At 61.4% G+C, this 23,641-nt stretch carries 22 protein-coding genes, 1 tRNA gene and 3 pseudogenes; 7 read left to right on the forward strand and 19 right to left on the reverse strand.

Going from position 1 to position 23,641, the window contains the following annotated elements; all coding sequences use genetic code 11:
- Positions 1 to 17 precede the first annotated feature (17 nt).
- Positions 18 to 953 carry a proline racemase family protein gene (locus tag GSQ90_RS13425; protein WP_158815338.1) on the reverse strand — a complete coding sequence of 312 codons (936 nt, stop codon included), beginning with the start codon at positions 951 to 953 and terminating at the stop codon, positions 18 to 20.
- A gap of 5 nt (positions 954 to 958) precedes the next feature.
- On the reverse strand, positions 959 to 1,900 hold the full coding sequence (locus GSQ90_RS13430; protein WP_158815339.1) for a dihydrodipicolinate synthase family protein: 942 nt from the start codon (positions 1,898 to 1,900) through the stop codon (positions 959 to 961).
- A gap of 129 nt (positions 1,901 to 2,029) precedes the next feature.
- On the opposite strand from GSQ90_RS13430, the gene GSQ90_RS13435 reads away from it, so the two are divergent.
- Positions 2,030 to 2,812, forward strand: a complete 783-nt coding sequence (locus tag GSQ90_RS13435) for an AraC family transcriptional regulator (RefSeq protein ID WP_158815340.1) — start codon at positions 2,030 to 2,032, stop codon at positions 2,810 to 2,812.
- Here GSQ90_RS13435 and GSQ90_RS13440 read toward each other — a convergent pair.
- The 4 genes from GSQ90_RS13440 to GSQ90_RS13455 form a co-directional block, all read right to left on the reverse strand.
- Positions 2,800 to 3,411, reverse strand: coding sequence for a TPM domain-containing protein (locus tag GSQ90_RS13440; protein ID WP_158815341.1), 612 nt, complete (start codon positions 3,409 to 3,411; stop codon positions 2,800 to 2,802). The two genes, GSQ90_RS13435 and GSQ90_RS13440, sit on opposite strands and share 13 nt — an antisense overlap.
- Positions 3,411 to 4,163 (reverse strand): YgcG family protein, encoded by a 753-nt coding sequence (locus GSQ90_RS13445; RefSeq protein ID WP_246731589.1) that lies wholly within the window; start codon positions 4,161 to 4,163, stop codon positions 3,411 to 3,413. Before GSQ90_RS13445 ends, GSQ90_RS13440 begins: the two co-directional genes overlap by 1 nt.
- A gap of 53 nt (positions 4,164 to 4,216) precedes the next feature.
- Positions 4,217 to 4,816 carry a LemA family protein gene (locus GSQ90_RS13450; RefSeq protein WP_158815342.1) on the reverse strand — a complete coding sequence of 200 codons (600 nt, stop codon included), beginning with the start codon at positions 4,814 to 4,816 and terminating at the stop codon, positions 4,217 to 4,219.
- An 88-nt stretch (positions 4,817 to 4,904) separates the two neighbouring features.
- Positions 4,905 to 5,219: a hypothetical protein gene (locus GSQ90_RS13455; RefSeq protein ID WP_158815343.1), complete on the reverse strand. Its 315-nt coding sequence runs from the start codon at positions 5,217 to 5,219 to the stop codon at positions 4,905 to 4,907.
- Positions 5,220 to 5,466: 247 nt separating this feature from the next.
- Between GSQ90_RS13455 and ilvC the strand changes: the two genes are divergently transcribed.
- Both ilvC and GSQ90_RS13465 read left to right on the forward strand, forming a co-directional pair.
- Positions 5,467 to 6,486: a ketol-acid reductoisomerase gene (ilvC, locus tag GSQ90_RS13460; RefSeq protein ID WP_158815344.1), complete on the forward strand. Its 1,020-nt coding sequence runs from the start codon at positions 5,467 to 5,469 to the stop codon at positions 6,484 to 6,486.
- A gap of 105 nt (positions 6,487 to 6,591) precedes the next feature.
- Positions 6,592 to 6,667: transfer RNA gene (locus GSQ90_RS13465), tRNA-Lys, on the forward strand.
- Between the two features lie 305 nt (positions 6,668 to 6,972).
- Here GSQ90_RS13465 and GSQ90_RS13470 read toward each other — a convergent pair.
- The 9 genes from GSQ90_RS13470 to GSQ90_RS13510 all read right to left on the reverse strand — a co-directional run bounded on the left by GSQ90_RS13470 (position 6,973) and on the right by GSQ90_RS13510 (position 16,369).
- Entirely contained in the window at positions 6,973 to 7,695 is a 723-nt protein-coding gene (locus GSQ90_RS13470; RefSeq protein ID WP_158815345.1) for a hypothetical protein, read from the reverse strand.
- Positions 7,696 to 7,755: 60 nt separating this feature from the next.
- Positions 7,756 to 8,895, reverse strand: coding sequence for a PIN-like domain-containing protein (locus tag GSQ90_RS13475; protein WP_158815346.1), 1,140 nt, complete (start codon positions 8,893 to 8,895; stop codon positions 7,756 to 7,758).
- Positions 8,896 to 8,897: 2 nt separating this feature from the next.
- Entirely contained in the window at positions 8,898 to 9,428 is a 531-nt protein-coding gene (locus GSQ90_RS13480; RefSeq protein ID WP_158815347.1) for a hypothetical protein, read from the reverse strand.
- Positions 9,425 to 11,101: a DEAD/DEAH box helicase family protein gene (locus GSQ90_RS13485; protein WP_158815348.1), complete on the reverse strand. Its 1,677-nt coding sequence runs from the start codon at positions 11,099 to 11,101 to the stop codon at positions 9,425 to 9,427. Before GSQ90_RS13485 ends, GSQ90_RS13480 begins: the two co-directional genes overlap by 4 nt.
- Complete coding sequence (locus tag GSQ90_RS13490; RefSeq protein WP_210254895.1) at positions 11,098 to 13,449, reverse strand: ATP-binding protein; 2,352 nt, start codon at positions 13,447 to 13,449, stop codon at positions 11,098 to 11,100. The genes GSQ90_RS13485 and GSQ90_RS13490 overlap by 4 nt, the downstream gene beginning before the upstream one ends.
- Positions 13,446 to 13,997, reverse strand: a complete 552-nt coding sequence (locus GSQ90_RS13495) for a very short patch repair endonuclease (RefSeq protein ID WP_371418367.1) — start codon at positions 13,995 to 13,997, stop codon at positions 13,446 to 13,448. Before GSQ90_RS13495 ends, GSQ90_RS13490 begins: the two co-directional genes overlap by 4 nt.
- A complete protein-coding gene (locus GSQ90_RS13500) occupies positions 13,906 to 14,853 on the reverse strand; it encodes an Eco29kI family restriction endonuclease (protein WP_158815350.1) in 948 nt (315 codons plus the stop codon). Before GSQ90_RS13500 ends, GSQ90_RS13495 begins: the two co-directional genes overlap by 92 nt.
- Positions 14,854 to 14,928: 75 nt before the next feature.
- Positions 14,929 to 16,110 (reverse strand): DNA cytosine methyltransferase, encoded by a 1,182-nt coding sequence (locus GSQ90_RS13505; protein ID WP_371418368.1) that lies wholly within the window; start codon positions 16,108 to 16,110, stop codon positions 14,929 to 14,931.
- Complete coding sequence (locus tag GSQ90_RS13510) at positions 16,085 to 16,369, reverse strand: ribbon-helix-helix domain-containing protein (protein ID WP_210254896.1); 285 nt, start codon at positions 16,367 to 16,369, stop codon at positions 16,085 to 16,087. Before GSQ90_RS13510 ends, GSQ90_RS13505 begins: the two co-directional genes overlap by 26 nt.
- 82 nt (positions 16,370 to 16,451) lie before the next feature.
- Here GSQ90_RS13510 and GSQ90_RS32390 point away from each other — a divergent pair.
- Positions 16,452 to 16,813: pseudogene (locus GSQ90_RS32390) on the forward strand (damage-inducible protein); the annotation flags it as partial.
- A gap of 97 nt (positions 16,814 to 16,910) precedes the next feature.
- Here the strand turns inward: GSQ90_RS32390 and GSQ90_RS13520 are convergent.
- The 4 genes and pseudogenes from GSQ90_RS13520 to GSQ90_RS13535 all read right to left on the reverse strand — a co-directional run bounded on the left by GSQ90_RS13520 (position 16,911) and on the right by GSQ90_RS13535 (position 20,833).
- Complete coding sequence (locus tag GSQ90_RS13520) at positions 16,911 to 18,155, reverse strand: hypothetical protein (protein ID WP_158815353.1); 1,245 nt, start codon at positions 18,153 to 18,155, stop codon at positions 16,911 to 16,913.
- A gap of 244 nt (positions 18,156 to 18,399) precedes the next feature.
- Entirely contained in the window at positions 18,400 to 19,287 is an 888-nt protein-coding gene (locus tag GSQ90_RS13525) for a nucleotidyltransferase (protein ID WP_158815354.1), read from the reverse strand.
- A gap of 10 nt (positions 19,288 to 19,297) precedes the next feature.
- Positions 19,298 to 20,239, reverse strand: a complete 942-nt coding sequence (locus GSQ90_RS13530) for a patatin-like phospholipase family protein (protein WP_158815355.1) — start codon at positions 20,237 to 20,239, stop codon at positions 19,298 to 19,300.
- A gap of 5 nt (positions 20,240 to 20,244) precedes the next feature.
- Positions 20,245 to 20,833 (reverse strand): annotated as a pseudogene (locus GSQ90_RS13535) (SOS response-associated peptidase family protein).
- A gap of 47 nt (positions 20,834 to 20,880) precedes the next feature.
- Between GSQ90_RS13535 and GSQ90_RS13540 the strand changes: the two are divergent.
- The 3 genes and pseudogenes from GSQ90_RS13540 to GSQ90_RS31995 form a co-directional block, all read left to right on the forward strand.
- A pseudogene (locus tag GSQ90_RS13540) lies at positions 20,881 to 21,372 on the forward strand (SOS response-associated peptidase family protein); the annotation flags it as partial.
- Positions 21,373 to 21,642: 270 nt separating this feature from the next.
- Positions 21,643 to 22,602 (forward strand): ArdC family protein, encoded by a 960-nt coding sequence (locus GSQ90_RS13545; protein ID WP_174247480.1) that lies wholly within the window; start codon positions 21,643 to 21,645, stop codon positions 22,600 to 22,602.
- 120 nt (positions 22,603 to 22,722) lie between these two features.
- Complete coding sequence (locus GSQ90_RS31995; RefSeq protein WP_174247481.1) at positions 22,723 to 23,637, forward strand: hypothetical protein; 915 nt, start codon at positions 22,723 to 22,725, stop codon at positions 23,635 to 23,637.
- Positions 23,638 to 23,641: the final 4 nt, after the last annotated feature.

Genomic DNA, 23,641 nt, shown 5'->3' on the forward strand with positions numbered 1-23,641 from the left:
CTTGCCGGACCCTCGTTCTATCCCCCGCCAATGCCGTGGCGGAATGGGTCCGCGGGGTCCTGCCAGAGGTTCGTCTCGCTGCAGATGAAAGCCCGACCGCCGATGCGTGGAATGATTCCGCCGCGCTCGCCCGGCCGATAGTGCGCCTCGAAGCGGCTGCCGATGATGCTCTCCTGAATCCAGCGCTCGCCTGGGCCAAGCTTGCCGTCCGCGGCAAGGCAGGCGAGCTTGGCGCTGGTTCCGGTTCCGCAGGGCGAACGGTCATAGGCGCCGCCGGGGCAAAGCACGAAATTGCGGCTGGCGGCCTCCGGCGAGCGAGGCGCGCCGAAGATTTCGATATGGTCGATTTCCGCGCCGCCTGCTCCGGTGACCCCTTGCGCCTTGAGCGCATACTGGATGGCTTGCGCCGCTTGCGTCAGCGTCGGAATATTGCCGATGACCAGCGGACATGGGGCGAATTCCGTCAGGAAGAACCAATTGCCGCCCCAGGCGACGTCGCCTATGACGATCCCCAGACCATCGATCTCGACGCGAACCGCCTTCAAATGCCGATAACTTTCGACGTTCTCAACGGCCGCTTCATTTCTGCCGGTCAATTCGACAGAGACGATTCCGACCGGCGTCTCGAAGCGATGGGCGCCGAGGCCGATACGCCCGAGATGGGCAAGCGTCACCGCCGCGCCGATCATGGCGTGGCCGCACATGCCGAGATAGCCGACATTGTTGAAGAATATCAGGCCGGCGGTGCAGGTCGGGTCTTCCGGTTCGCACAGCAACGCCCCCACAAGGGCGTCATAGCCGCGGGGCTCGTTGACGGCAAAACGCCTAACATGGTCGAATGTGTCGGCGAAAAGCTGGCGGCGCTCGGCAAGCGGGCCGCGGCCGAGCGGCGGCCCGCCGTCGATGATGAGCCGCGTGGGCTCGCCCTCCGTATGGGAGTCGATGACGCGCATGGGTCTTAGCGCTCCGCGCGACGCCAATCGGTATACCAGGATTTGAAGAGCTTCAATTGCGTCTCGGCGAAGCGCTGCTGGCTCGCGCTCAGGACGTCGGATGCGTTGAAGTGCAGCGCATATTCCGCGTCGCCTTCCAGCACCATCAAATGCTTGTAATAGAGGACGAGATCGACCCCTTCGTCGAAGCTGGAGAGAACCACCAACGCGCTTTCGAGTTCGAGCGCCCGCCGCCGTGCTGTGGCATCGCCCTTTGCGGTGCGTTCGCAAAGAGCGACGAGATGCAACACTTGTTCAGGCAATATGTTGCCGATGCCGGTGATCGCGCCGCTGGCCCCGCAATTGACGAAACCGTGGAACACTTGTGTGTCGACGCCGACCATCAACGTGATGTCGGGCGACTGCCCGGCGATGTGTTCGGCCGCGTAGCTTAGTGATTTTGCGCCGCCAAATTCCTTGAAGCCGACGAGGTGCGAATATTGGCGGCGCAGTTCGAAGAAGAGCTCGGCCCGGGTTTCGAAGCCATAATAGGGGCTATTATAGATGACGGAGGGAAGATCGACGGCGGCTTCAAGCACGTCGGAGAAATGCGCGCGCTGGGCGGCCGCCGATCCGCCGCGCGACAAGACGCGCGGGATAATCATCAGCCCCTTCGCGCCGACCTTCTTGGCGTGGCCGGCGAGCGCGGCGGCGCGGCCGGAGTTCTGCGCGCCCGTGCCGACGATGACCGGGACGGCCGCCTTGACGAGCGCCTCGACGCCTTCCATGCGCTGCTCGTCGGTGAGCAAAGGCCAATCGCCCATCGAGCCGCAATAGACCACGGCCGACATGCCCGCTTCGATCAATTGTCGTCCTTTGCGTGCGAGCGCGTCGAAATCGGGCGTGCGATCGGATTTGCAAGGCGTCATCAGAGCGGGAATGACGCCCTTGAATATATTTGAGGCCATGGCGGAGGCTCCTGTCTCTGTCCGGCGAGGACGGAATTGGCTGATGGCGCGCAGCTTCCCACGGATGGCCGTTCCGATCTTGTCTGAAACACTGGCGGAAAATCGAGAACCTGCACAATATCTGCGCCGATGAGATCGCACGGCGACTGCCGACAGGATTTTCTGAATACGCTTGGGCGCCCGTTCCTGGGCGAGGAATTGTTCGACCGCATCGCCGACACGGTCTTCTTCCTCAAGGACCGGGATGCGCGCTATGTCGCGGTCAATGACGCGCTGGTTCGCCGCTGCGCTCTTGCCAGCAAAGCCGACCTCATCGGGCGGACGGCGCGCGAAGTTTTTCCTGCTCCCCTTGGCGAACGCTTCGACGATCAGGATCGGCGCGTGCTGAAGGAGGGACTGTCAATCAATGGGCGGCTCGAACTGCACCTTTATCCCGACAGGCGGCAGGGATGGTGCCTGACCTGGAAAGAGCCGTTATCGGGCCGTGACGGGAAAATCGTCGGGCTCTCGGGCATTTCGCGCGACGTTCCCACATTGACCAGCCCGCAACCCGATGTGACCGCGCTTTCCTCCGTGCTCGGCTATATCCACGACCATCTCGACGCTTCGCTACGGCTGCCGGATCTGGCGGCGCGGGCGCGACTGTCGGTATTCCAGTTCGATCAGCGCATCAAGGCGCTGTTCGGCCTCTCCGCCGGGCAATATCTGACGCGGGCGCGGATAGAACGCGCCTGCAATCGCCTGCGCCAGACCGATGATCCGATCAGCATCGTCGCGCAGGAATGCGGCTATGCCGATCAGGCCGCCTTCACCCGCCAGTTCCATAAATCCGCCGGGCTCACGCCGAAAGCCTATAGGAGCGCGATGACACGGGATCGCCGTCAGGCGCCGGGGCAGGTTCAAAGAACGTGAAAGCGTTGGAAGACCTGCGCCGCCCGCCCCTCATGCGGGGGGAAATGGCGCGCGAGCAGGTCGCCGCAATGGGTCGCGGCGCCAATCAGTGCGTCGCCCGTTGCGCCTGTCTTCATCGCGTTTGTCAGCTTGTCGACAATGGCGCGCCATTGGCTCTGGTCGATGGCTTTGGCGGCGCCGTCGTCGGCGACGATGCGCGCATAACGTTCGGCAAGCGATACGTAGATGAGAATTCCGTTGCGTTCGGCGCAATGGGTCGCGCCGCGCAGGACGAATTGTTCGAGGGCGGCGCGATGGGCGTTGGCGCGGCGCACGCTGCGCGGGGTGAGGAGCAAGCGGAGGCTCGGCAACGACAGGACGGCCAGCGTGACAAGAAAGATCGCGAGTTGCGCGATGAAAATGCGCTCCGCCGACAATTCGGTGAAAAACAGCAGCGGCAATGGCGTCGCCAGAGCGATGAGGGCGCTCCAGATCAATGGCATGATCTCGTAATGGGCGGAGGCGCGCGCAAGAACGCAGACGATCTGGCCGCTTGAGCGCGCCTGGGCCGCGCGCAGCGCCGCCTCGATCCGGACCGCTTCTTCATGCGCCAGCACCATCACCAACTCCCCGAGGCGCCGCCGCCGCCCGACGATCCGCCGCCGCCCGAGAAGCCGCCTCCGCCTCCATCCGAGAAACCGCCGCCTCCGCCGCCTCCGAAAGAAGAACCGCCTCGACCGCCGCCGCTCAGCAGAACATTCATCAAAATATACATAAGGGCGCGGCCGACGCCGCCTTGTTGGCGGACGGTGCCGACGATGATGAAAATAAAGATCGCAATGAAAAGAAGAAGCAGGACAGGCGCCGCCCAGCTCTCAGAATCCTCGGGGCGCATCTGCTGCGCCGGCTTCTGCCATTCCGACGAATCGGTCGTCAGCGTGGTGATGATGTCGTCGACGCCGCGCGATATGCCGCCGTTGAAATCTCCGGCCTTGAAGCGCGGCGCGACGGCATTGGCGATGATGATCTTCGAAGTCGCGTCGGTCAGCGTTCCTTCGAGCCCGTAGCCGACTTCGACACGCACCTTGTGTTCCTTGGGTGCGATGAGAAACAACACGCCGTTGTTCTTCTTCTCTTCGCCGAGCTTCCAGGTGCGGAAAAGCTGGTTGGCGTAGGGTTCGATTTCCTGGCCTTCGAGCGAGGAAACGGTCGCCACGACAAGCTGGATGCCGGATTTGTCCTCGAGCGCCTTCAGCTTGCCTTCGAGGGAAGCGCGTTGTTCAGGGGAAATGACGTTTGCCTGGTCGACCACCCGTCCCGTGAGCGCGGGAAAGGCTGGGTCCGCCTGAGCGGCAAGCGTCAAACCGAACAAGACGACCAGAAGCGCGCAAAAGCGCCCCGGAGAGATCGCGGAGAGAAGAGCGCTCAGAATTTCACCTTCGGCGCGGCCTGTGCGTCGTCCGTCGCCGTGAATTCGGCCATCGGCTTATTGCCGCTGAAAAAGGTCGACGCCCAGATCACGCTCGGGAACGTCCGCAAGGCGACGTTATAGGCGCGCACCGCGTCGATATAATCCTTGCGCGCGACGGCGATGCGATTTTCCGTGCCCTCGAGCTGCGACTGCAGCGCGAGGAAATTCTGGTTGGACTTGAGATCGGGATAGTTCTCGCTAACGGAAAGCAGGCGCCCGAGGGCGCCGGACAGCGTATTCTGCGCGTCCTGCAATTGCTTCACCTTGACGGGGTCGGTGAGATCGGCGGCGTCGACATGGATCGCGGTGGCTTTGGCGCGCGCCTCGGTGACGGCCGTCAGCACATCTTTTTCCTGCTTGGCGTAGCCCTGTACGGTCGAGACCAGATTGGGGATGAGATCGGAGCGGCGCTGATACTGGTTCTGGACTTGCGCCCATTGCGCCTTGGCGGCCTCTTCGAGCGTCGGAATGGTGTTGTAGCCGCAGGCCGAAACGCTCAAACCGAGAAGGACGGCGGCGGCTATGGCGCGTAGGCGCGAAAAGCTGGCGGACAATGGCGATCCCCTCGGTGTTCGATTTCAGCCGCCAGCATAGAACCGAAGCCGCGCTTCGCAAAGAGCGGCGCGGGATCGGCCCGCGCGTTTACTCCTTGTGCTGCGCCGATCGCCACTCGGCCCAGGCGGCGCGAAAGCGCGGGGACGCTATGGCGAGGGCGAGTTGAGCAAGCGCGATCGCCAGATTGAGGTCGGCTGGCGGCCCAGCGCGGCGGCGGCGCGCCATATGGCTGGCGAGTGCGTCGATTGTCATTGCATCGGCTCCGCGAACGATCCGCGCAACCCGCCATGGCTGGGCAATAAGGACGCGGCCGCCGGCCTCGATGATCGAGGCGACGGCGTCGGAAGCAAGCGCCGCGGGATTCTGTGCGGCGGCATGGGAGGATATTGGATTGTTGAGCATGCGTCATTTCTGTAAAATAGAAAATAACACATAAATATCTAATTATCCAGAATTTTCATCTATGTCGGCGTAGGGGCCGTTTCTCTCTCTGGCGGGCGGCGATCGAAAACAACGCCGCCGCGCGGGCACGGCGTGCTTGATCGGCGCCCGGCTTTTCCCTAAGAAACGCTCAGCCGACCCGGGCGCTCCGGGCTCGACCCGTTTCAAATCCAAAAAAGCGTTAGGAAACGCCAGCGAAGGACCTGATATGCGCGTCTATTACGATCGTGATGCCGATCTCAATCTCATCAAGGGCAAAAAAGTCGCGGTCGTCGGCTATGGCAGCCAGGGTCACGCCCATGTGCTCAATATGCGCGACAGCGGCGTTAAGGACATAGCGGTCGCGCTGCGTCCGGGCTCGGCTTCCGCCAAGAAGGCGGAGGCGGAAAAGGTGAAAGTGCTCGACGTCGCCGCCGCGGCCAAATGGGCCGACATCGTGATGATGCTGACGCCGGACGAGCTGCAGGCCGACATCTATCGCGCCGAACTCGCGCCCAATATGAAAAAGGGCGCTGCGCTGATGTTCGCGCATGGCCTCAATGTGCATTTCAACTTGATCGAGCCGCGCGCCGATCTCGATGTGCTGATGGTCGCCCCCAAAGGTCCCGGTCATACCGTGCGCTCCGAATATGTGCGCGGCGGCGGCGTGCCTTGCCTGATCGCGATCCATCAGGACGCCAGCGGCAATGCGCATGACCTCGGCCTGTCCTACGCCTGCGCTATCGGCGGCGGGCGCGCCGGCATCATCGAGACGAGCTTTCGCGAGGAATGCGAGACCGATCTGTTCGGCGAGCAGGTGGTGCTGTGCGGCGGTCTGGTCGAACTGATCCGCGGCGGATTCGAGACGCTGGTCGAGGCCGGCTATGCGCCGGAGATGGCCTATTTCGAATGCCTGCATGAGGTGAAGCTGATCGTCGACCTGATTTATGAGGGCGGCATCGCCAATATGAACTATTCGATCTCCAACACCGCCGAATATGGCGAATATGTCTCCGGCCCGCGCATCATCACATCCGACACCAAGGCGGAAATGAAACGCGTGCTGACCGACATCCAGTCCGGTAAATTCACGCGCGACTGGATGCTGGAGAACAAGGTCAACCAGACCTCGTTCAAGGCGACGCGCGCCAGGAACAACGCGCATCAGATCGAGGCGGTCGGCGAAAAGCTGCGCGCGATGATGCCCTGGATCGGCAAGAACAAGCTGGTCGACAAGGCGCGCAACTAGAATCTCGCGCCGGCGCCCCGTCGCGCTTCATTTCGAAGCTGGACAGGGCGCCGCGCCTTTGCTACACCCCCGGCCTCGCGACGGCCTGGGGTCATCGCTTTCGATGGGCGCATAGCTCAGTTGGTAGAGCAGCTGACTCTTAATCAGCGGGTCCAAGGTTCGAGCCCTTGTGCGCCCACCATCGAAATCAAGGACTTATCAAAATTCACCGTTTGAGGCACGCCGACTCAAACGGCTTTTCAAACGGTGTTTTCTGGCGCGGCGGTTCACAGAGATGTGAATGGCTGCCATCTCCTAAAGCGCCAGATGCTACCTTAGCGGCGGGGTTTTGGCGCATGGCCGATCCAAGGGCCACAACTTTGCCAAGGTGGGATCGAGGGTTCGAATCCCTTCGCCTGCTCCAAGTTTCGGGTGTGTTGGCGAATCTTAACTGCCGTTGAAACCCAAGCTTCGCCATACATCTATGAACGGATGCCGCTCAGCGGGTTAATGCTCCCATTGAACTTCGGTGGCGAGGTATTCCGAAAGGACGGACCGCACCCTCGGGCCGCCGTCCTGCTGGACGGAATAGCGGTAGATTCCTTCTTGGACGACGACCCATTCGCCTTCCGTGTCCTCGCCCGTAAGTAGGCGTGTCAGCATGCGGCTCCCGACCTCCGGCCACGCCGCGAGGCTTCCTGGGCCGCTTAGCCCCTCAAAGTCCTGGCGCTCCTCCGTCGTCATACATTCCAGCGGGATCATCGACATGTGGGCCGGAGCATCCAACATCGGTTCGCCGTACTCGAAATAAGCGTGCCCACGCGCATTCTTCAGCACCACACGCGCGACGCGACTCGAATCCGGTTTCCATAAGACACGTGTCTCGCCACCGCGCGTCACATATTCTGTTCGCGATCGCTCGATCCGCGCGCGCAAAGCAGCGCTATCGGCCAGAGCACGCGCCGCGCTCGCGTTCGACTGTTTCTCCGGGTCGGTCGAACCTGCCAGGACACAACTCAGGAACGTCACCACGTATTGCTCATCCAACGAAAAGCTGGTGTTGCACTCCTTGCAGATTGTCACGATCGGCAGGTGGTGTGGGCGTGGCTTTGCCAAGAGGCTCTTTGACGGGACGTGATCCTCGTTGGTTTCAAGGCCCGCGAGCGGCCTCGCGCAGTGGATGCACCACGACTTCTGCCGTTCGTCGACGAATTCCTCGATCTTGTGCAATGCTGGCTTCCTATCGATCGAACCTACGGAAATCGACGGCACAAGCAATCATAGCGCGGCTCATGGTGTGCGTTCCTCCGTTGCCGAGGAATCATCGCCGCCCGGCGTTGCTAAGACCGCGTCATCTGGTCGTTGCTGGTGGGCTTCCAATTCCGCAGTAAGTTCGCCCAGCCGTGTTCTGAGGGCGACCCTATCGACTGGCGCGACCGGCATCGATGCGCCAGGCGCGCCCGACAACACGGCAACGATCTGATCTCGTTCATCCTCAAGCTCCCGAACCTTCGCCCGTGTCTCGATTGCCTCCGCTACCTCGCTCTGTCTCCGACGAGCACGCTCGTCGTCCTGCAAGCTCTTCTCCACCTGATCGACACCGGCTTGGATTTCTGGGAAGCGCTCCGCCGCGAACCGCAAGAACTGGCCGAACTCATAGATGTGAAAATCCTGGTCGGACCCTGCTCGAAACTCCTCAATCAGCTCCGGGCGAGGACCGAGCTTCCGGCCTTTATGGATCCACCACCAGTCTTCCTTGGCATCGTCGGATATAAATATTATAGGCCGCTTGTCGGATTTGGCCTTCGCGATCATGTCTTTCCAGATAATGAGGTCACCGAATTTGTCGATCTCTCCACCGTCTTTCTTGGCATCCTTGTATCCAGGTGGAACCTTCTTCGAATACCGATCCTCGCCCTCTTTCTTCACCGCAGCGAGTTGCTCGGGCTTCCACTTGTCACCAATTCGCCCGTCCAAGAGTTGTGTGAGCCTGGCGACGGCGGCGGCGATTTCCTCAACCGGGTGCGCTGCCTGCGCCGCAATCATTCGGCCGCGAAAGTCTCCGGCGAACATATCTAGCGCCGCCAGTTCCTTAGCAACGCTGATCGTCGGGTGGGCGCGGAGCTGACGCAGCCTCTCGCGCGCTTTCTCAAGAACCGCCTCCTGATCCTTTATCAATGCCTCATAGGCATCCTGCGCACCCAGTTCGACATCTAGGCGGTTGCGATGAAACTCAAGCCCAACTTGGTACGGAATCCACAACGACCCCCTTAGCGCATCGAACAGTCGCAGAAGCTCTTCACGTACTGCGGCGGGGTGACGGAGGCAGTGCAACAGAACGTTTGCATCGGGGACAAAAATCGCGTTGTCCCACAACGCCGAAGCCTCCGTTGCCGACTTTGGATACCAGCCCGGATACTTGTCCCTCATGATCACTCCAGCCAGGCTAATTTCTCGATACCAAGTCGTTGCGCGGCTTCTCGAACAAGTCCACGGGATCGTTCGGCCTCAGTCTTCCCGCTCTCCAATAGGACAACACCAAACGAAGAAAAGGATCTGTGCGCCCGGCCGCGCTCGAAAACCGCCATTAAGACGGATTTCCAATCTCGGCTGCGGCCCCATCCGATTACTCGGCCATCCTCGGTCCTGCGTCCATGAGGCTTGATATAGATGTGGACCGCCCGGTCCCTGCTCGTGAGCCCGAGTAATCGCCAGACCTCCGCTTCGTTCAGTGATAATCGCGCCCGGACATAGGGCTTCACCAACGAATCCTTGATGTACACGCGTACCTTTCGCGCATCCATCACATGGGCCAACTGCCCGCCGATCGAGGCATCGCGCGTCCAAAGCTCGTAGTAACGCGCGCGTTCTGTGTCGGGTAGCGACATCCATCCGAGGTCATCGCACTGTGCCCAGAGCCTGTCCCTCAACGCATCGCGTACCGTTGTTGGAATCGCCGTCATTGAATGCCGCCTCTGCTATGAGGGGCTGGGAAATCGAAAGCGGGCAGCTCAAGCGTTGGATCGCCTTCGCGGGTGAATAAATCGGCTTGGTCCTTCATCCAATCCAGCATGAAGCTCCCGGCGCCCTCGTCACGGAATTGGATGACGCCAGGCAGACGCAACCGCTCGACATCGCCTCGCACGGCTTTCTCAAGTTCGACGACCTCAGCGAGGCGGCGCAGATCGCTAACGAAGTCGAGAACGACGACCTTCTTTTTCCTGGGGCTGATACGTAGCCCCCGGCCCAGTTGCTGCACGAAGATCCGCCGGCTGTGCGTGACCCGCATGAAAACGATCATGTCAACGTCGGGGACATCGACGCCCTCGTTGAACAAGTCACGGGTCGTTACGACGTCTAACGACCCTTTCCGAAAGGCCACCATCGTGCGATCTCGTTCCCGAGGCGTCATGTCGCCGGTGATTGGCTCGGCGCGAAAACCGAACAGCCTCAGCATGGCCGCGAAGCTTTTCGCGTGAGTAACCGACGAACAGAAGATTATCGCCGAGCGTCGAGCCTCCTTGTCGAAGGTGTCCCGGATCGCGCGTGCCGCTTCCTCATCGCGCGTCGGGAGCAACAACAGCTTGTTCAGCTGTGTGATCGAATAGCTGTTGCGTGAGTGCGATCGAACGAATGACCAATCGATATTGTCCGCTAGTAGGCGGTAGTCCGCCTCACAAAGGAATCCCCGCCGGAGACCTTCCGCGATCCCAATTCGCACGACCGGAGGGCCCAGCAGGTGGTCAATGTCATAGCCGTCGCCACGCCATGGGGTCGCTGTGACACCCCCAATCATCGCTTCAGCCATCTTGTCGGTTACTCGGCGGAAGGTATCGGACCCCACATGATGCGCCTCGTCGATCAGGACGACCCCAAAGTCAGGCAACTGGTCGAGCCGCGACACGGCGCTTTGAACAGTCGCGAACGTGATCCCATTCCATTCGGGGGGAAATTCGCCGCCAATCAAGCGATGGGTCGGAACCCACTTCGGAAGCTGGTCCCAAAACGCTCTCTGCAGCTGATCGACCAATTCCCTCGTGCCGGCGAGCACCAACGCCCGACCGCCAGGTACCGCCTCGTCGCGAAAAAGCTGGGCGACGCTCTCGGCAAGTACAACTGTCTTTCCGAGTCCTGTCGCAAGGACCACTTGTCCCCGACCCGTTTCGCGCAGGGATCCAACGAACCGATCAACGGCATCGAGCTGATAGTCGCGAAGATCGCGTCTGCTGGCCGGGTACTCCGGACTGCGCCGCGCCATCTCGAGCAGACTCGCCGGCTCAAGAACACCGATCTCAATACCAAGCGCCGCCCAGCGGCGAACCGAGGCCTGCATCGCGGGGCCGGCGCGGCGGCTCGTGGCGACATAGATTCGATCAGCCTGATAATATCGTGCCGCTTCGCCGACCTGATCGACAGCGGCCGGCGACGGATATCCGTTGGTGGTGAACTTGCATTGTATCACCCACAGCTCGGCGTTCTTGACGCCGAGGACGTCGGCGCCCGCGTCGCCAGAACCCCCGATGAGCCTGACATCCTCAAAACCATTGCACACGAGCAGCCGAGCCACGTCCCGCTCGAAGGCTTGCCATGGCCCCCGTAGCAGTCGTTGGGCGTGTAGGAATGGTTCCGCAGTCACATCATGACGTCCGGTCTGAGAAGACGGAGCGAGCAAGTCGCTCGGATCACGGTGTCTCGCGAGGCCCTTGCCAAATCTGCCGGCGTTTGATCAGCGAGCCATATGGCGTCCCCCAGATATGCGTCATAGCGCGCGACCGTTGCCGCCTTCGCGTCGGTCGTGACATCGGGCGCGCCGAAATCAAGAGCGGCGTACACATCTTCCCAATACTTCCCGTCGAGAAATAGCTCGGGATGTCTCTGGAAGAAGCGGCGAACCGTGCCGCCATCGGCATAGTCCCAGTACCGGCCGTCCCCGATGAGCGCTCGAGGATCTGCGACACCGCGACCGGCCATCCGGCGAGCTATTCCTTCCTTCTCGCGATCCGTTAGCTCGGCATACATTGCCTCGGCGGATTGCCCGTTGAGAAGGCCGGCCACGGAACGGCAGATATCGGTTAGGATACTGCTCGCCAGTGCGATGATTTCCTGCTCGTCCAGTCGAGTGTCGCCGCAATACTCGGCGCGAAAATCCGCGAGGACACCCGCCGGCGTGGCATCCTGGCTATGCCCGCGGAGAAACTCGATTGTCCGGTAGGTCAGATCGACGAGCAAAGCGTCGAGGGGAGTCATCGTCGAGGATCGAAACACGTCGTGTGCCGTATCCACGAGATACGAATAGGTGCGTGTCGCGACGTTGTCTAAGCGGACCGCCCACGGCTGACCCGCCGGCAATTGTGGGTCAGCTGGATCGACGGCGAAAGCCTCGACGTCGAACTCCGCGCGGTATGTAGGATGAACGTACTTGCGGGTGAGCTCGAATATCGGCCGCCGCGCGGGGGCCGGCTCGGGCGTTACCGGGGATGCGGCAGGAGGCTGCTCGCCGCTGGGTGGGGCGCCGCCACCGTCGCCACTGCCAGCGCCTTCCGGATCGGCATCGCCTCCAAGAAAACCCGGAGGAATCGCTGCACCATCGCCGGCGCCAGGCGTGTCGCCGAGAATCTTCACGTCCTGCTCTTCAACGAGCTGCCACCAGCGCTCGTCGGTCAGATACTCGGCGTCGGCGTTCGCGAACGCACCCGCCATTTGCTGGGCGCGATCGTTGTCCTGAACGACCATGATCCTAGACCACAGACCATTCTTGCCTTGAGGGCTGGTGCGGCGGAAAGCTTGAAACAGCTTGTACAGCGGGGTCCGATTGCCATCGAAACCCTTCTGGCGCGCGGTGTTGGGCCGTAACGGGCCCTCGCCTCGAACCACCCGGACCATCTCGTTCCATGCCGGATCGTCTCGCTCGAAGCGATTCTTAGTGTAGCTCACCTGGCAATGGTCGAGGTGGATCTCTCCTATGAAGCGACCCCGGCTTCGCGGATCATCGATCGGATACTCGACCTCCTGGGTCTCCCCGTCATTCCAGATGAAAAGATCCTTGGTCCCAATTTCAATCTTTCGCCCATTTCTGATGAAGTCGATTCCAAAGTCCGTCTTGTCCAAGTATCTTTGGATGCCGACCCAGCCTTTGACCCTGCGCGGGGTCTCGACGATCGCGCATTCAGCGCTTCCAGTGGGGCACTGCTCTTGATCACTCGCCAACGTCCGCATGCAATGCTCGCAATATCGTCGTGGGGCGAGCGCGACGTCGAATTGCTCTACAGCGCTAACGGTGGTGCCATCAGGTAGCTCTACCGACCGGCTGGCGTCCCAGACGCAAGGGCGGAGTGGCGTGACCCTCGCGCCGCCCAGCATCAACCGGATCGCCCCCGCTTCCGAATTGGAGAGAAGCGACGAGTAAGTCTTGGCCAAATGCTTCTTGATTGTTGCTCGGTTGTTCGCTCGCGCCAGATAAGCTCGCTGCTCGGGCTTCAACCGCGTCACGACAATCTCCGTGCCGTGGTCCTCATGATTCGCCTTGGCGCGCGTCTGGCGGGGCACCTTATAATTCCCAGAGGCGCGAAGCTCCTCAAGATCAATGCGAACGCCAACCTGTTCTGGATCGCCCCGCCGGCTTGTCCAAACCTCGGTCACGATACCAAGGCGCGCGGTGGCGATATTGAAACCCATCCCAAAAAGGCCGAGCTTTGACAGCGGATCGTTTCCCGACCAGCCCGCCCGAAGCGCGTTCTCCAAGGTCTTCAGGGACATACCCGGCCCATTGTCCTTGACGGACACCCTCGCGTTTTCGGTATCGGCGGTTGGTATGCTGACCGCGATCTCGGGCTGTGCGATCGGCGCGCCGGCCCTGGCCGCGTCAATGAAACCGTCGATGGAGTTATCGATGAGCTCGGCCAGGCACCGCCATTGCTCGAGATTGATTTCGCCGAGCATCTGCAGCACGCGCGGCGCGGGTGTGAGATCCAATTCCTGAGTCATTTCCCCGCCTTTGCCCCAACTATGGATCGGGATTTATCCTCCGCCGTGCGCGGCGGGTTTATCGTCTGAAGTCTAGCAATCAGCCGCCGCAAGTAGTCAGGTTTGGTCTCGCACTCCCAAACCTCGACCACCGTCCAACCATCCGTTTCCAGCGCGGATCGTGTTTTTTCGTCGCGTAACCTGTTGCCCTCAAGTTTCGGGCGCCAGAAATCGAGCTTCGACTTTGGCATTCGAGAGAGCTTGCAATTCGGATCCGGATGCTGGTGCCAGAAGCACCCGTGGACGAATAGTGCTATCCGCCGGCCCCGAAAGACAAGGTCGGGCCTTCCGGGCAAATCCTTCGCATGAAGACGGTATCGCAATCCCGCCGCGTGAAGCGCCCCACGCACGCGCATTTCCGGCTTGGTGTCACGCGCTCGTATGCGCGACATCTGCGCACTTCTGGCGGCATCCGTTTCATTCGTCGTCGACACCGCCAGCCTCATCCGGCTCGGGACCCGCGACGTCCTCACCCACTGGCGGAATCTCGGGAACCACTGAAACGGCATCGTCCTGACGAAACCCGGCCAACATCTCCTTCAGTAGCGCGGCATGATCCTGTCGCGCCGGCACCCGTTCCAGCGTCGCGACGATTCGCTTGGCGATCTCATACGGCGTCAGCGAGTCCGCCAGCCGCTCATCCAATGCCCAGAGTCGTCCAGGATGCACGACGTCCCACGGGGAGCGCTTGTTGGCTCGCGTGGTCGCCGCGTCACCATGCTTGCTCATTCCCCAACAGGCTTTGGTTTCCGAGTTCCAGATCGGCCAGAAGGTCCGAATGAGATGCTTTTCCGCGACTAGTTGGGCATTTGTAGCGCAGACAAGTCGGCGGCAAACGAAGTCCGCGAGCTTTATGGCGGATAGATGGGACGGAAGCTTGTCAGCGTAGCCTTCCGCCGTGCCGATCGTGCCCGCATGCTCCAATAGACGCCCCGTGAGTTTTGGGCCTTGCTCACGCGTGGTGCTGGCATCGTCGTTCGCAGGATCAGCCTTACCGACGTATATCGGCGTCTCTGATCCTGAGATGCCGCCGTATAGCGGATGATCGCCCCGATAATAGATCGCATAGACGCCCGAACCATAAGCCGACCGAACATCGGTCAAAGCCACGAGAGGTTGAGCAAGGAGCGCGATCGAGACCATTCGGCCGATCGCTTTTGGATCGGCGGGATCGAACGTCGTGCGGGGCATACGAATTGGATCGGTGGACGAACGCGCCGCTTCCACCGCGTCGGCGTGTGCCGCCAAACCCTCACGAATCCGACGGACAACCGCTTGGGGAGGATTGCTACCGGCCGCTGAGAGCACAGCCGCAAGCGCGTCCTCAAGTGCCTTAATCGCGGCTCGATCTGGTGCGAGCGCCATCCACTAAACCCCCTCGGTAGCCGAAACGAGGTCTAACGGCCGCGACTCGCCCTCCGGCTGAAATAAACGACAAATCTACGCCGCGCGACGTGTGGAAGCTAGGCCGCCGAGGGACTTCCCCCCTTCGACCTGCGCCGCCAACCAACGGCCAGCCGCGGCTCCAAGAGGAGCCGGAACCGCATTTCCAAGTTGCCGCATGCTCTCCGTCCACGACCGCGGAAACTCGTAGTCGTCCGGCAAGCCCACCAGTCGCGCGGCCTCTCGGGTCGTGAAGTAGCGAACGGATCCGTCGTCCCGCACCATCATATTCTCGCCGCCGGGAACACCATGATCACCCGCCTTCAGAGCTTTCGCGGGAAGGTCCAAGGGACTTCCGGTGTGACCCGGGTAAATTCGCGCGCCGATCTGGAGGACGTGGTTGCGCTTGCCGTTCGGTTCGCCAAGGCCCTCCAACACATCCCGGACGGTGACCCATGGGGCCCCAGTCGGCTCTGTGTCCGCCTGCTTCAATCGTTCAATGCGCGCGTGATCCTGTTGAAGAATGGGGGTGCGGCGTCTCTTTAGGTCATGGCGCGCCCAATATTCCCCGATGACATATTGCTCCCAGAGAAGTCGATCGCGCGAATGGGTCGGCGGCATCGGCGTCGGAACGACATCGAGATCGCTTCTGATCCCGAAGATCAGAACACGGTGCCTGATTTGAGCCGCGCCGAAATCGGCGGCGTTTACAAGCTGCCAAACAACTTTGTAATCCTTACGACTCTTGGACGTGGCTAGCCGCGCGCGATGCTCGGTATGCGACTCTTCTAGCCCGCGGATCATTCCTGGTCGCTCAAGATGCGAGACGATCCACTCAAGATAGGGGCGGAAGCGGGGACCTGCGAGATTCCTCACGTTCTCAAACAAGATCAGCCGCGGTTTTGCCTCTCGCACCGCTCGAATCGCCTCGGGCCACATATCACGATGGTCGTCCTGGCCATGCTTTTTCCCGCCGATTCCAAACGGCTGACAGGGAGGTCCGCCAGACACGAGATCGAGGGAGGTCAGTTTCTTCCAATCGATCTCTCGAACATCCTGAAGACCGATCGGCCAATCGCGGACATGCTCGATGCCCTTTGCCTTGTTGTGCAAGACCGTCGCGACCGCGTCCTGGTCGAACTCCGCCATGTGCTGGTGTCGAAACCCCGCGTGGGACATTCCAAGCGCCAGTCCCCCACAGCCAGCGAAGAGTTCAGCGCTTTGCATCTTCGCCCCCATTCAGATCCAGCGGTAACAACGGCCCGCCCGCAGCCTCTTCCAAGAATCTCTCGACAGCCCGCCGCACCAGCCAAGCGACCTTCACGCCCTGCGCCTTCGCGAGACGATCCAGTTCGGCCTTCTTCTTACGCGTCAAGGTCGTAGTCACCCGCTCCGCGTCGCGGCCATCCTTGCCCAAACCGGCCTCCGCGGCAATCCGCGGCATTCCGCGGCTCCGCTCAGTCTGAAGCAAAATCGTTAATTGTTCAACGGGGAGCATCGCCAATCCCCTTGATTCGATCTCACCGGATAGAACAAATACGGAACATGCCAATTTCCACCTCGGAGGTCAAGAAGAAGCCATGCGGCAACAGCCCGTCCTTGAGTCCTTGCGCGCGCAGATCAGGCGAATCGAGGCCCGCGATAAACGCGTAGAAACGGCATTGCCATTTGGCGTTGCCGATCTGGACGCGCGACTCCCAGGTGGTGGGCTTCCGCGTGGCGCGTGAGGTTGCCGGCGGCGGCAATGGCGCGATCGGCGGCGCAGCGGCCGCGCTCTTCGCCGCTGGAGTTGCCGCGCGCACCAAAGGCAAAGTGCTTTGGTGTGTGACCGGGCCGGACCTTTTCGCCCCGGCGCTCTCGCAAGCTAGCCTGATATCCGACCGCGTTTATCTACCTCGAGGCCGGCGACGAGAAGACTGTCCTCGCCTGCTTCGAAGAAGGTGAAGAGCCGGAATTTTCAGTGAAGCCGGCGCGAGAGAGGCGGGAGGGCAGCCACCCGGTCCAAACCGGGAGATAAGGAAAGAGGCGCCGAGTGGCCGCTAGGGCGTCGTAGGCTCGGACCGTGCTTTAACCCAAGTCAGAAATGCGCCTATGTCATCCTTAGGAGCCGTCGTGTCCGCGTATATCGCCAGCTCTAATGCTGCCCGCCGAATGACAGCGATCGCGAATTCCTCCATTCCACTCCGACTCAGCGCAAGCCGTGTGTTCAGGGTGGACCATGTGCCGTGGAGGATGCGTGAGCGATCCCCGACTATACCGCGCGCGAACTGCTTGGCCGTCGTCGCCGTCTCGCTCGTGACAGTATCGTCTGGGTTCAAACCGTAGAAGGTCGCAAGGATCGCTTCCATCCGGGCTTGGCTTCCCGAGGCGTTTTCCGCGCGCAGCAAGACCTCCAAAGCCGTCTCGAGCTTCGCCATCGCGATGGCGTCAATGGCCTCCACCAGGGCTTCGTGGAGCCAATAGGCGGCGTCGCACCATGCCCGCTCCAAATCAGGGAGCCGAAACTGGCCGGTCGCGAACGACACGACACAGCGCCCAGCCGCGGCGATCGTCGGAGCCGTCTTTTGGAGGATGTCAGTCAGTGTCCCCGTTCCGATCGAAACTCCCGCCTCCCTCTTGGACCAGCCGGCGTTGTAATAGCCGTCCGATTCTGAAAGGGTCCGTCGTTCGGCCGCGCCGCGCCGGGCATCAAGGCGGCCCATCGTTCGCGTTCCCCATGCCAGGGGTATAGAAAGCTGGAGCGCGACGATGGCCAGGTCGGCAGCGAGGGCACCGATCTCTTCGGCCCGCTCGTGCTCACATCCCTCGACGGATACGCACGCGAGCCAGTTCGCCCGATTATCCCTCATCAGCCCCAGCATTCTGTCAAAGCCGTCGCGGCCAAGCACATCCCCCGCGGGCGGGTAGAACTCGCTCCGTGCAGCTTCATCGACGTGAACGAAGATGGCAGGCCCGATCGAAAATCGAGGGGCGGCCCACGGCGAGATCACGCATGGAACGAAAACCCGACGCCGCGCGGCGAGCTGTCTGAACCACCTGTCGAAGTGGGTATGGAGAGACGCCACGTCGTCAACGCCGATCGAGCTTGGATCACGGCCTGTGTAGACCGCAAGGGTCTTCAGCAACTCGGTACGGACGTTTGCAAAGATCGTCCCGCGCTCCATCGCCGGGGATCGTTTGACGAGGGACTCCGAAAGATCAGTGAAGGCATCGCCGGCCGCCTGCCGGATCACGATCAACTTCTCACCGTCGAGCCGCGCCAGCGCAATTCGCTCGTTGCGCAAGAACTCTTGGGTAATTTGGTGAGACGGCACTGCAGGCCGTATCTCCACCCCTTGGGCAAGCGAGCGAAGCACCCCGATCTCTCTTCCGTAGCGTGAGGCCACTGGCCCTCCTTAAGAATTGCCGATGATGCCAGCTTGGCTGCAGCTCCCGGACGGCCAACCTAGCTGCGGAGCTCACCCTGTCGCCATGAGTGCCGCGTCGGCGCCTGCACTCGACTGAACGACGCGATTGTCGATGCGCCATTCAGCTCTCCCAGTATTTCTTCAGCGCTGCTGTGAAGCTGTTGAAATTCGCGACCGACCAGCAAGTCGGCGAACTGTCGCGCACGAGCCAGTGCATGTGGTTCGCGCACACGAGCTTGTCGCGATCGGCCGTGACGATATGGTTGAAACAGTTGATCCAAGTCTGCTGGTAGGTGCCCCCAAACTGGTCGTCCGGCACGTTGTAGAGCATGCCCTCGATGAAGTACGAGGGTGCCCCTCCGCCCTGTAGCAGCCCCTTTCCGGTCATCGTGTTCCGCATGTTCTTGAAGATGCGGACCATCGGCTTGAAGTAGCTTTTCGTGCTTTGATGTTTCGTCGTGCAGTTGTCGGAATGCAGCTTTGGGAAATTTTCGATCATCGGGTCGCCCGGGGGGAAGAAACATACCCCTTCGTCGTAGCGCTGGGTCTGCCAGGACTTGAACTCGTAGTAGCGCCGGAACCGGGACGCGATCAGAACGTCCGCGTTCCTGCGCCCGGAATTGCCTCCCGGGATATAGAGCGCCTTTTTTCCGGCGTTCACGTTATTGTAAAGCCGCGTCACATAAGCGGTCGCGTCGCGCTTGAAGTCGGTGTAACCGTACGTCACGGTGCCGCCCGCCACGGCGTCATACGCGCGCCGATCCTCCGGCGAAAGCCGGCTCAGATCCTTGTAGAAGGCGCCGGTGTGGCAGAGGACAATGTCGACGTCGCTGTCGCCGTAGACGTTCGAGTCGTTCTTGTAGGAACCCTGGAGGAAGACTTCCGTATCGGCGAGCGGATAGGGCGCGCCGCTGTCGAGCAGGTTGCCGCGGATGCGATTGTAGGTGTCCGTGAACTGGGACGTCGGCCCCTGGGACGCCCAGATGTCGAGCTGGCTTTCGGCTATCACTTGCGACTCCTCAGGCAAGAAACTTCCGCAACTCAGCTTCCGCGTCCCGCGCGCAGTCGCGCCCGCGCAGCCAGAGCAGGCCAAGTTTCTCCAGGTCGACCTCGAGCATGTCCGTCGCCATGTCCGGCTGCGTATACCTGGCGTGGATGCGGACGGTCTCGACCTCTCGGAACAGCACCTTGCGCAACTGGTCCATCGACTGCGAGCTGATTTCCATCGTCTTCTGGAGGAACACCATGGTGGGCAATTTGCTTGCCCACTTCCGAAGGCTCCAGGCCGGCAGCTTCGGTGTCGGGTACTCGCCCACGCCGATGCTCACCACGCGAACATCCTTCCGGGCGGCGCCGAGCGATTCAGTCGCGTCCGCGATGGCATAGAGCGTCGGGTTGTTCGCGACGAAGCCCCCGTCGCGCACCTCGATTTTCTCGCCGCGGCTCGTGGACACGAACTTCTTCTTGAAGAAGGGATAGGCCGAGCAAGACCCGACGACGGCGTCCGCGATGGTGCAGCCGAAGCCGGGCTCGAAGGTCGCGTTTCCGAAGAAGGCCTGCCTGCGGTTCGTCTTGAAAATGATGGGCCGCTCTTCTTTCCATCGCGTCCCGACGATGCCCATATCCGTCTTGAACGCGTCGAATTTCAACGCCCCGAACACCTCCGAGGCGAGCGTTTCCAGCGCGGCCGTCTTTTGGCTCGGAAGCCAGCGCGCCATGACCGTCACCACCCGCTTCCGGTAGAGCGCCTCGACTTCATCCACGGATTTCCCAAGCCCAAGCAGCGCGGCGATGATGGCGCCGGTCGATGTCCCGTAGATGAGATCGAACTTCTCGTAGAGCCGGCATTCGGCGAGCGCCTCAATCTCCTTCAGCGCGCCAAGGGTGTAGAAACCCTTCGCCCCGCCGCCATCAAGGCTTAGGACCCGAAAAAGCTTCGCCGTCGGAATATCGTCTGACATTGCGGTTATCCGACCCGTTCAACCGATAAGGTGCCCTCCGGCATCGACTTCAAAATAGATTTTGATGAAACCGAAGGGTCGAGCCAGGCGGCCCAATCCGAGCGGTTGAGTATCGCGATCTGCCGATCATGATACGGGGCGATGTCGGGCCCAGGTTCGATGGTGAGCATTGTGAAGGCCTCGCCGATATCCTTGTTGGCACGCCAAACCCCGGCGATGGAGAACCGGGGGCTCGCCCTTTTTGGTGAACAGCCATTTGTCCTTCCGCTTCTTCTTGTCCGGTGGATCGGTGAATTCGTAGAAGCCGTCGGCGATAATCAGGCACCGGCCCGATGTGAATTCGCGCCCGTCTGAGCGGAAATTGTAGACTGGCTTGCCGTTTTGCCCGGGCCAGCTCCAGCGCCGCTGGACAAGATCGCCCGCGTCCGGCTCGCCCTCAACCGTTCGCACGATCGGCGCGATATCGGTGATCTTGATATCGTGCCGCGCCTGGATGTTCGCCGTGCCCTCGGAGAAGCGGATCTTGATCTTGAGGTCCGCGAAATCCTTAAAGATCGCCGCCGCCTCCACCTCCAATCGATAGTCGTTGCACATGCAGGTCTCCGAACAGCGGACGGTTGCATCTGACTGTAGTTCTTATTATGTTCTCCCCCGTGACCGCAACCCCATTCGATCTGGACGCGCCTCTCGGTCAACGCCGCGCCATCATAAGGCGAGACGGAGAGGGCGTGGAAATGGTGGAGCTTTCCTGGGGCCTGCAGCCACGGGACGGCAACGGCCGGCCCTTCACGGTGATCCGCGCCGAAGGTCGAAGCTTCCCGACGCATCGCTGTCTTGTTCCCCCGTCCGAGTTTCGAATGCGAATCCGGGGCCGCGGATACAGTTTCTCGCTCGCTGACGGCGATTGGTTCTACTTCGCCGGCATATGGCGGCCCGAGACACACGGCTCGTGCGAAGCTTATGCGATTCTCACGATCGAGCCTGGCCCCGATGTCGCCCGATACCATGATCGGCAAATGGCGGTCTTGAGGCGTGCGCAGCGATTCGATTGGCTCGATGCAACGATTGCCGAGGGTGAGTTGCTGCGTCCCCTGCCGGCCGGGGAGCTTTCGCGTCAGAGAGGATCGGCGGCCGAACGTGCCGCAGGGGTCTATGGCGTTCTAGGACGCCTATCACCGCTGCGGCTGCCAGCCCACACGCATTTCCTGAGAGTCGCGAATACGCCTTCGCGAAGCCGGATTGTGAAGGGGAATGCCTTCCCCCTGGCCGGCGCTTTGGTCGCCGGCACACCCCCTTCTGCGGGGACGCCCCCGTAACGCCCCGAGAGTGAGAGTGCGGGCCGGATTTCCGCGACGGCTTGAGGGCTGGAGGAGAGGCCTCCGGCGCCCGTCGCGGAGATCACGATGTTCAGAAAGACCATCCTCGCTCGCGCCGGCTCGGACCGGGCGACCCTCTATGACGAAATCACCGGCAAGATCATCGCCGAGCTGGAGGCCGGCCGCGTGCCCTGGGTCCAGCCCTGGGGCACGGCCGCGGCGAAGGCACCGCTCGCCGTGCCACGGAACGCCGCCACCGGCCGGCAATATTCCGGGATCAATATCCTGATTCTCTGGGGCGCCGTCATCGCGCTCGGCTATCCGGGCCAGAGCTGGCTCACGTTCCGCCAAGCGCTCGCGCTCGGCGGTAATGTGCGTAAGGGCGAGCATGGCACGACTGTCGTCTATGCCGACCGCTTCGTGCCTGACGACGAGAAGAAGCGCGCCCTCGAGACCGGGGAAGACGCTCAGGCAATCCCGTTCCTCAAGCGCTTCACCCTGTTCAACACGGCGCAGTGCGAGAACCTACCAGACGACGTCGCGGCGGTGACGCCGCCTCCGCCGCCGAGCCTGATCGAGCCACGGGTCGAGGCGCTGATCCAGGCGACGGGCATCGACTTCCGCATCGGCGGCAACCGCGCCTTCTATGTTCCGGCGCAAGACTACGTCCGGGTCCCGCCGCCCCAGGCGTATTTCGAGCCGATCAACTGGCATCGTACCGCGCTCCACGAACTCGGGCACGCCACGGGGCACGCCTCCCGTCTCCGGCGCGATCTGGCCGCCGGCTTCGGCACCAGGAAATACGCCTTCGAGGAGTTGGTGGCGGAGATAACCGCGGCCTTTTGCTGCGCCTCGCTCGGCATCGTGCCGACGGTCCGGCATGCCGACTACATCGGCTCCTGGCTCGAGGTGCTGCGCGAGGACAACCGCGCGGTCGTACGGGCCGCCTCCCAAGCCAGCAAGGCGGCCGAGTGGCTGCTCGGGTTCCTGCCGGCCAATGTTCGTCCTATACCCGCGACAACCTCTCGCGACGAGGAAGCGGCGTGATAGGGGACAAGTCTAGTTCGGTCAACAAGGGAGCACCGTCTGACTTCAAACAAGTGCAACTCTCAGAAATATCGGGCTCGATGCCGCAAGTCAGCCAATTCAAATTGAAGGACGTCAACTGTGACCCTGGTCTGTGTGAGATTGGAAGAAAGTTTCGGTGTTGTCCGCATAACAGCGCTGGCCGACGCGCGGGCGTCTATCCGTCGCGAAGATGGGACCTTCAAGACCGTTTCTGACACTACCGCAAAGCTCTTTGCCGTCCCTGTTCGCTGTTACCCGCTAAACCTCACCCCGGTGATAGGCGCTTGGACTGACCCTTATTTCGAAACAATGATTGGCTTGGGCTTTTCGGGATCCTGTTTCGAGGCGCTGACGGTCATCGCTCACATCAGCCAGTCGTTGTCAGCTCTGGTCGCCCCAAATGGAGATTCGCCCGTACCTACCAGAGATGGACTGGTGAATCTGATCTCCAGGCTTTGCGAAACCTATTTTGCTCACCACAGTGGCGATGGCAAACCCCTCCTGCTCCTCATCATTTTCGGATTTGAAGACGGCAAGCCGTGGATCGCAAAGGTCTTTTGGGACCAACCGACCGGCGTTAAATCGTGCGTGGAATGGGCGACTGATGGCACTCTGGTGACGGTCGGCCAGGACCAACTGTTCCGCCAATACACCGAACAGTGGCGAACCCGAATCCAGAAACACAGGGAGGGCGTCGCAAAGAAAGCTCCTCCAGCCCTGGGCGACACTACCTTTGAGCAACAGCTCGAAATTTCACGCCACGATGTGGCAGAGCGCAAATCCGTCGAGGAAGAAATGCTTCGCCAGATTGAGTCGGAATTCGCCACGAGCATCGGAGGCGTCCTGCAGCGCCTTGAATTGGGCGTGGAAGATGGACGCGTGGTCGCCGGCTTCACCCATGACGATAGGCCTTATCTCGACGGGGCCAGCTACACCGTAACGCCCGGGACCCTGCTTGGGCCAATTGCGATAGTTGAGAAGATGGGACGACAGGTTCGGAAATCAGATGTTTGAGCTC

The sequence above is a fragment of the Methylocapsa sp. S129 genome, assembly GCF_009765995.1.
GTDB lineage: Bacteria > Pseudomonadota > Alphaproteobacteria > Rhizobiales > Beijerinckiaceae > Roseiarcus.

Coding starts and splice junctions, on each gene's coding strand:
- GSQ90_RS13510 (WP_210254896.1), bottom strand. CDS start 16,369: ATGCTCCCCGTTGAACAATTAACGATTTTGCTTCAGACTGAGCGGAGC.
- GSQ90_RS13480 (WP_158815347.1), bottom strand. CDS start 9,428: ATGACGGCGATTCCAACAACGGTACGCGATGCGTTGAGGGACAGGCTC.
- GSQ90_RS13440 (WP_158815341.1), bottom strand. CDS start 3,411: ATGGTGCTGGCGCATGAAGAAGCGGTCCGGATCGAGGCGGCGCTGCGC.
- GSQ90_RS13530 (WP_158815355.1), bottom strand. CDS start 20,239: ATGTCAGACGATATTCCGACGGCGAAGCTTTTTCGGGTCCTAAGCCTT.
- GSQ90_RS13545 (WP_174247480.1), top strand. CDS start 21,643: ATGTTCAGAAAGACCATCCTCGCTCGCGCCGGCTCGGACCGGGCGACC.
- GSQ90_RS13500 (WP_158815350.1), bottom strand. CDS start 14,853: ATGGCGCTCGCACCAGATCGAGCCGCGATTAAGGCACTTGAGGACGCG.
- GSQ90_RS13490 (WP_210254895.1), bottom strand. CDS start 13,449: ATGACTCAGGAATTGGATCTCACACCCGCGCCGCGCGTGCTGCAGATG.
- GSQ90_RS13495 (WP_371418367.1), bottom strand. CDS start 13,997: ATGCCGTTTCAGTGGTTCCCGAGATTCCGCCAGTGGGTGAGGACGTCG.
- GSQ90_RS13425 (WP_158815338.1), bottom strand. CDS start 953: ATGCGCGTCATCGACTCCCATACGGAGGGCGAGCCCACGCGGCTCATC.
- GSQ90_RS13430 (WP_158815339.1), bottom strand. CDS start 1,900: ATGGCCTCAAATATATTCAAGGGCGTCATTCCCGCTCTGATGACGCCT.
- GSQ90_RS13435 (WP_158815340.1), top strand. CDS start 2,030: ATGAGATCGCACGGCGACTGCCGACAGGATTTTCTGAATACGCTTGGG.
- GSQ90_RS13455 (WP_158815343.1), bottom strand. CDS start 5,219: ATGCTCAACAATCCAATATCCTCCCATGCCGCCGCACAGAATCCCGCG.
- GSQ90_RS13475 (WP_158815346.1), bottom strand. CDS start 8,895: ATGAGGGACAAGTATCCGGGCTGGTATCCAAAGTCGGCAACGGAGGCT.
- ilvC (WP_158815344.1), top strand. CDS start 5,467: ATGCGCGTCTATTACGATCGTGATGCCGATCTCAATCTCATCAAGGGC.
- GSQ90_RS13505 (WP_371418368.1), bottom strand. CDS start 16,110: ATGGGGGCGAAGATGCAAAGCGCTGAACTCTTCGCTGGCTGTGGGGGA.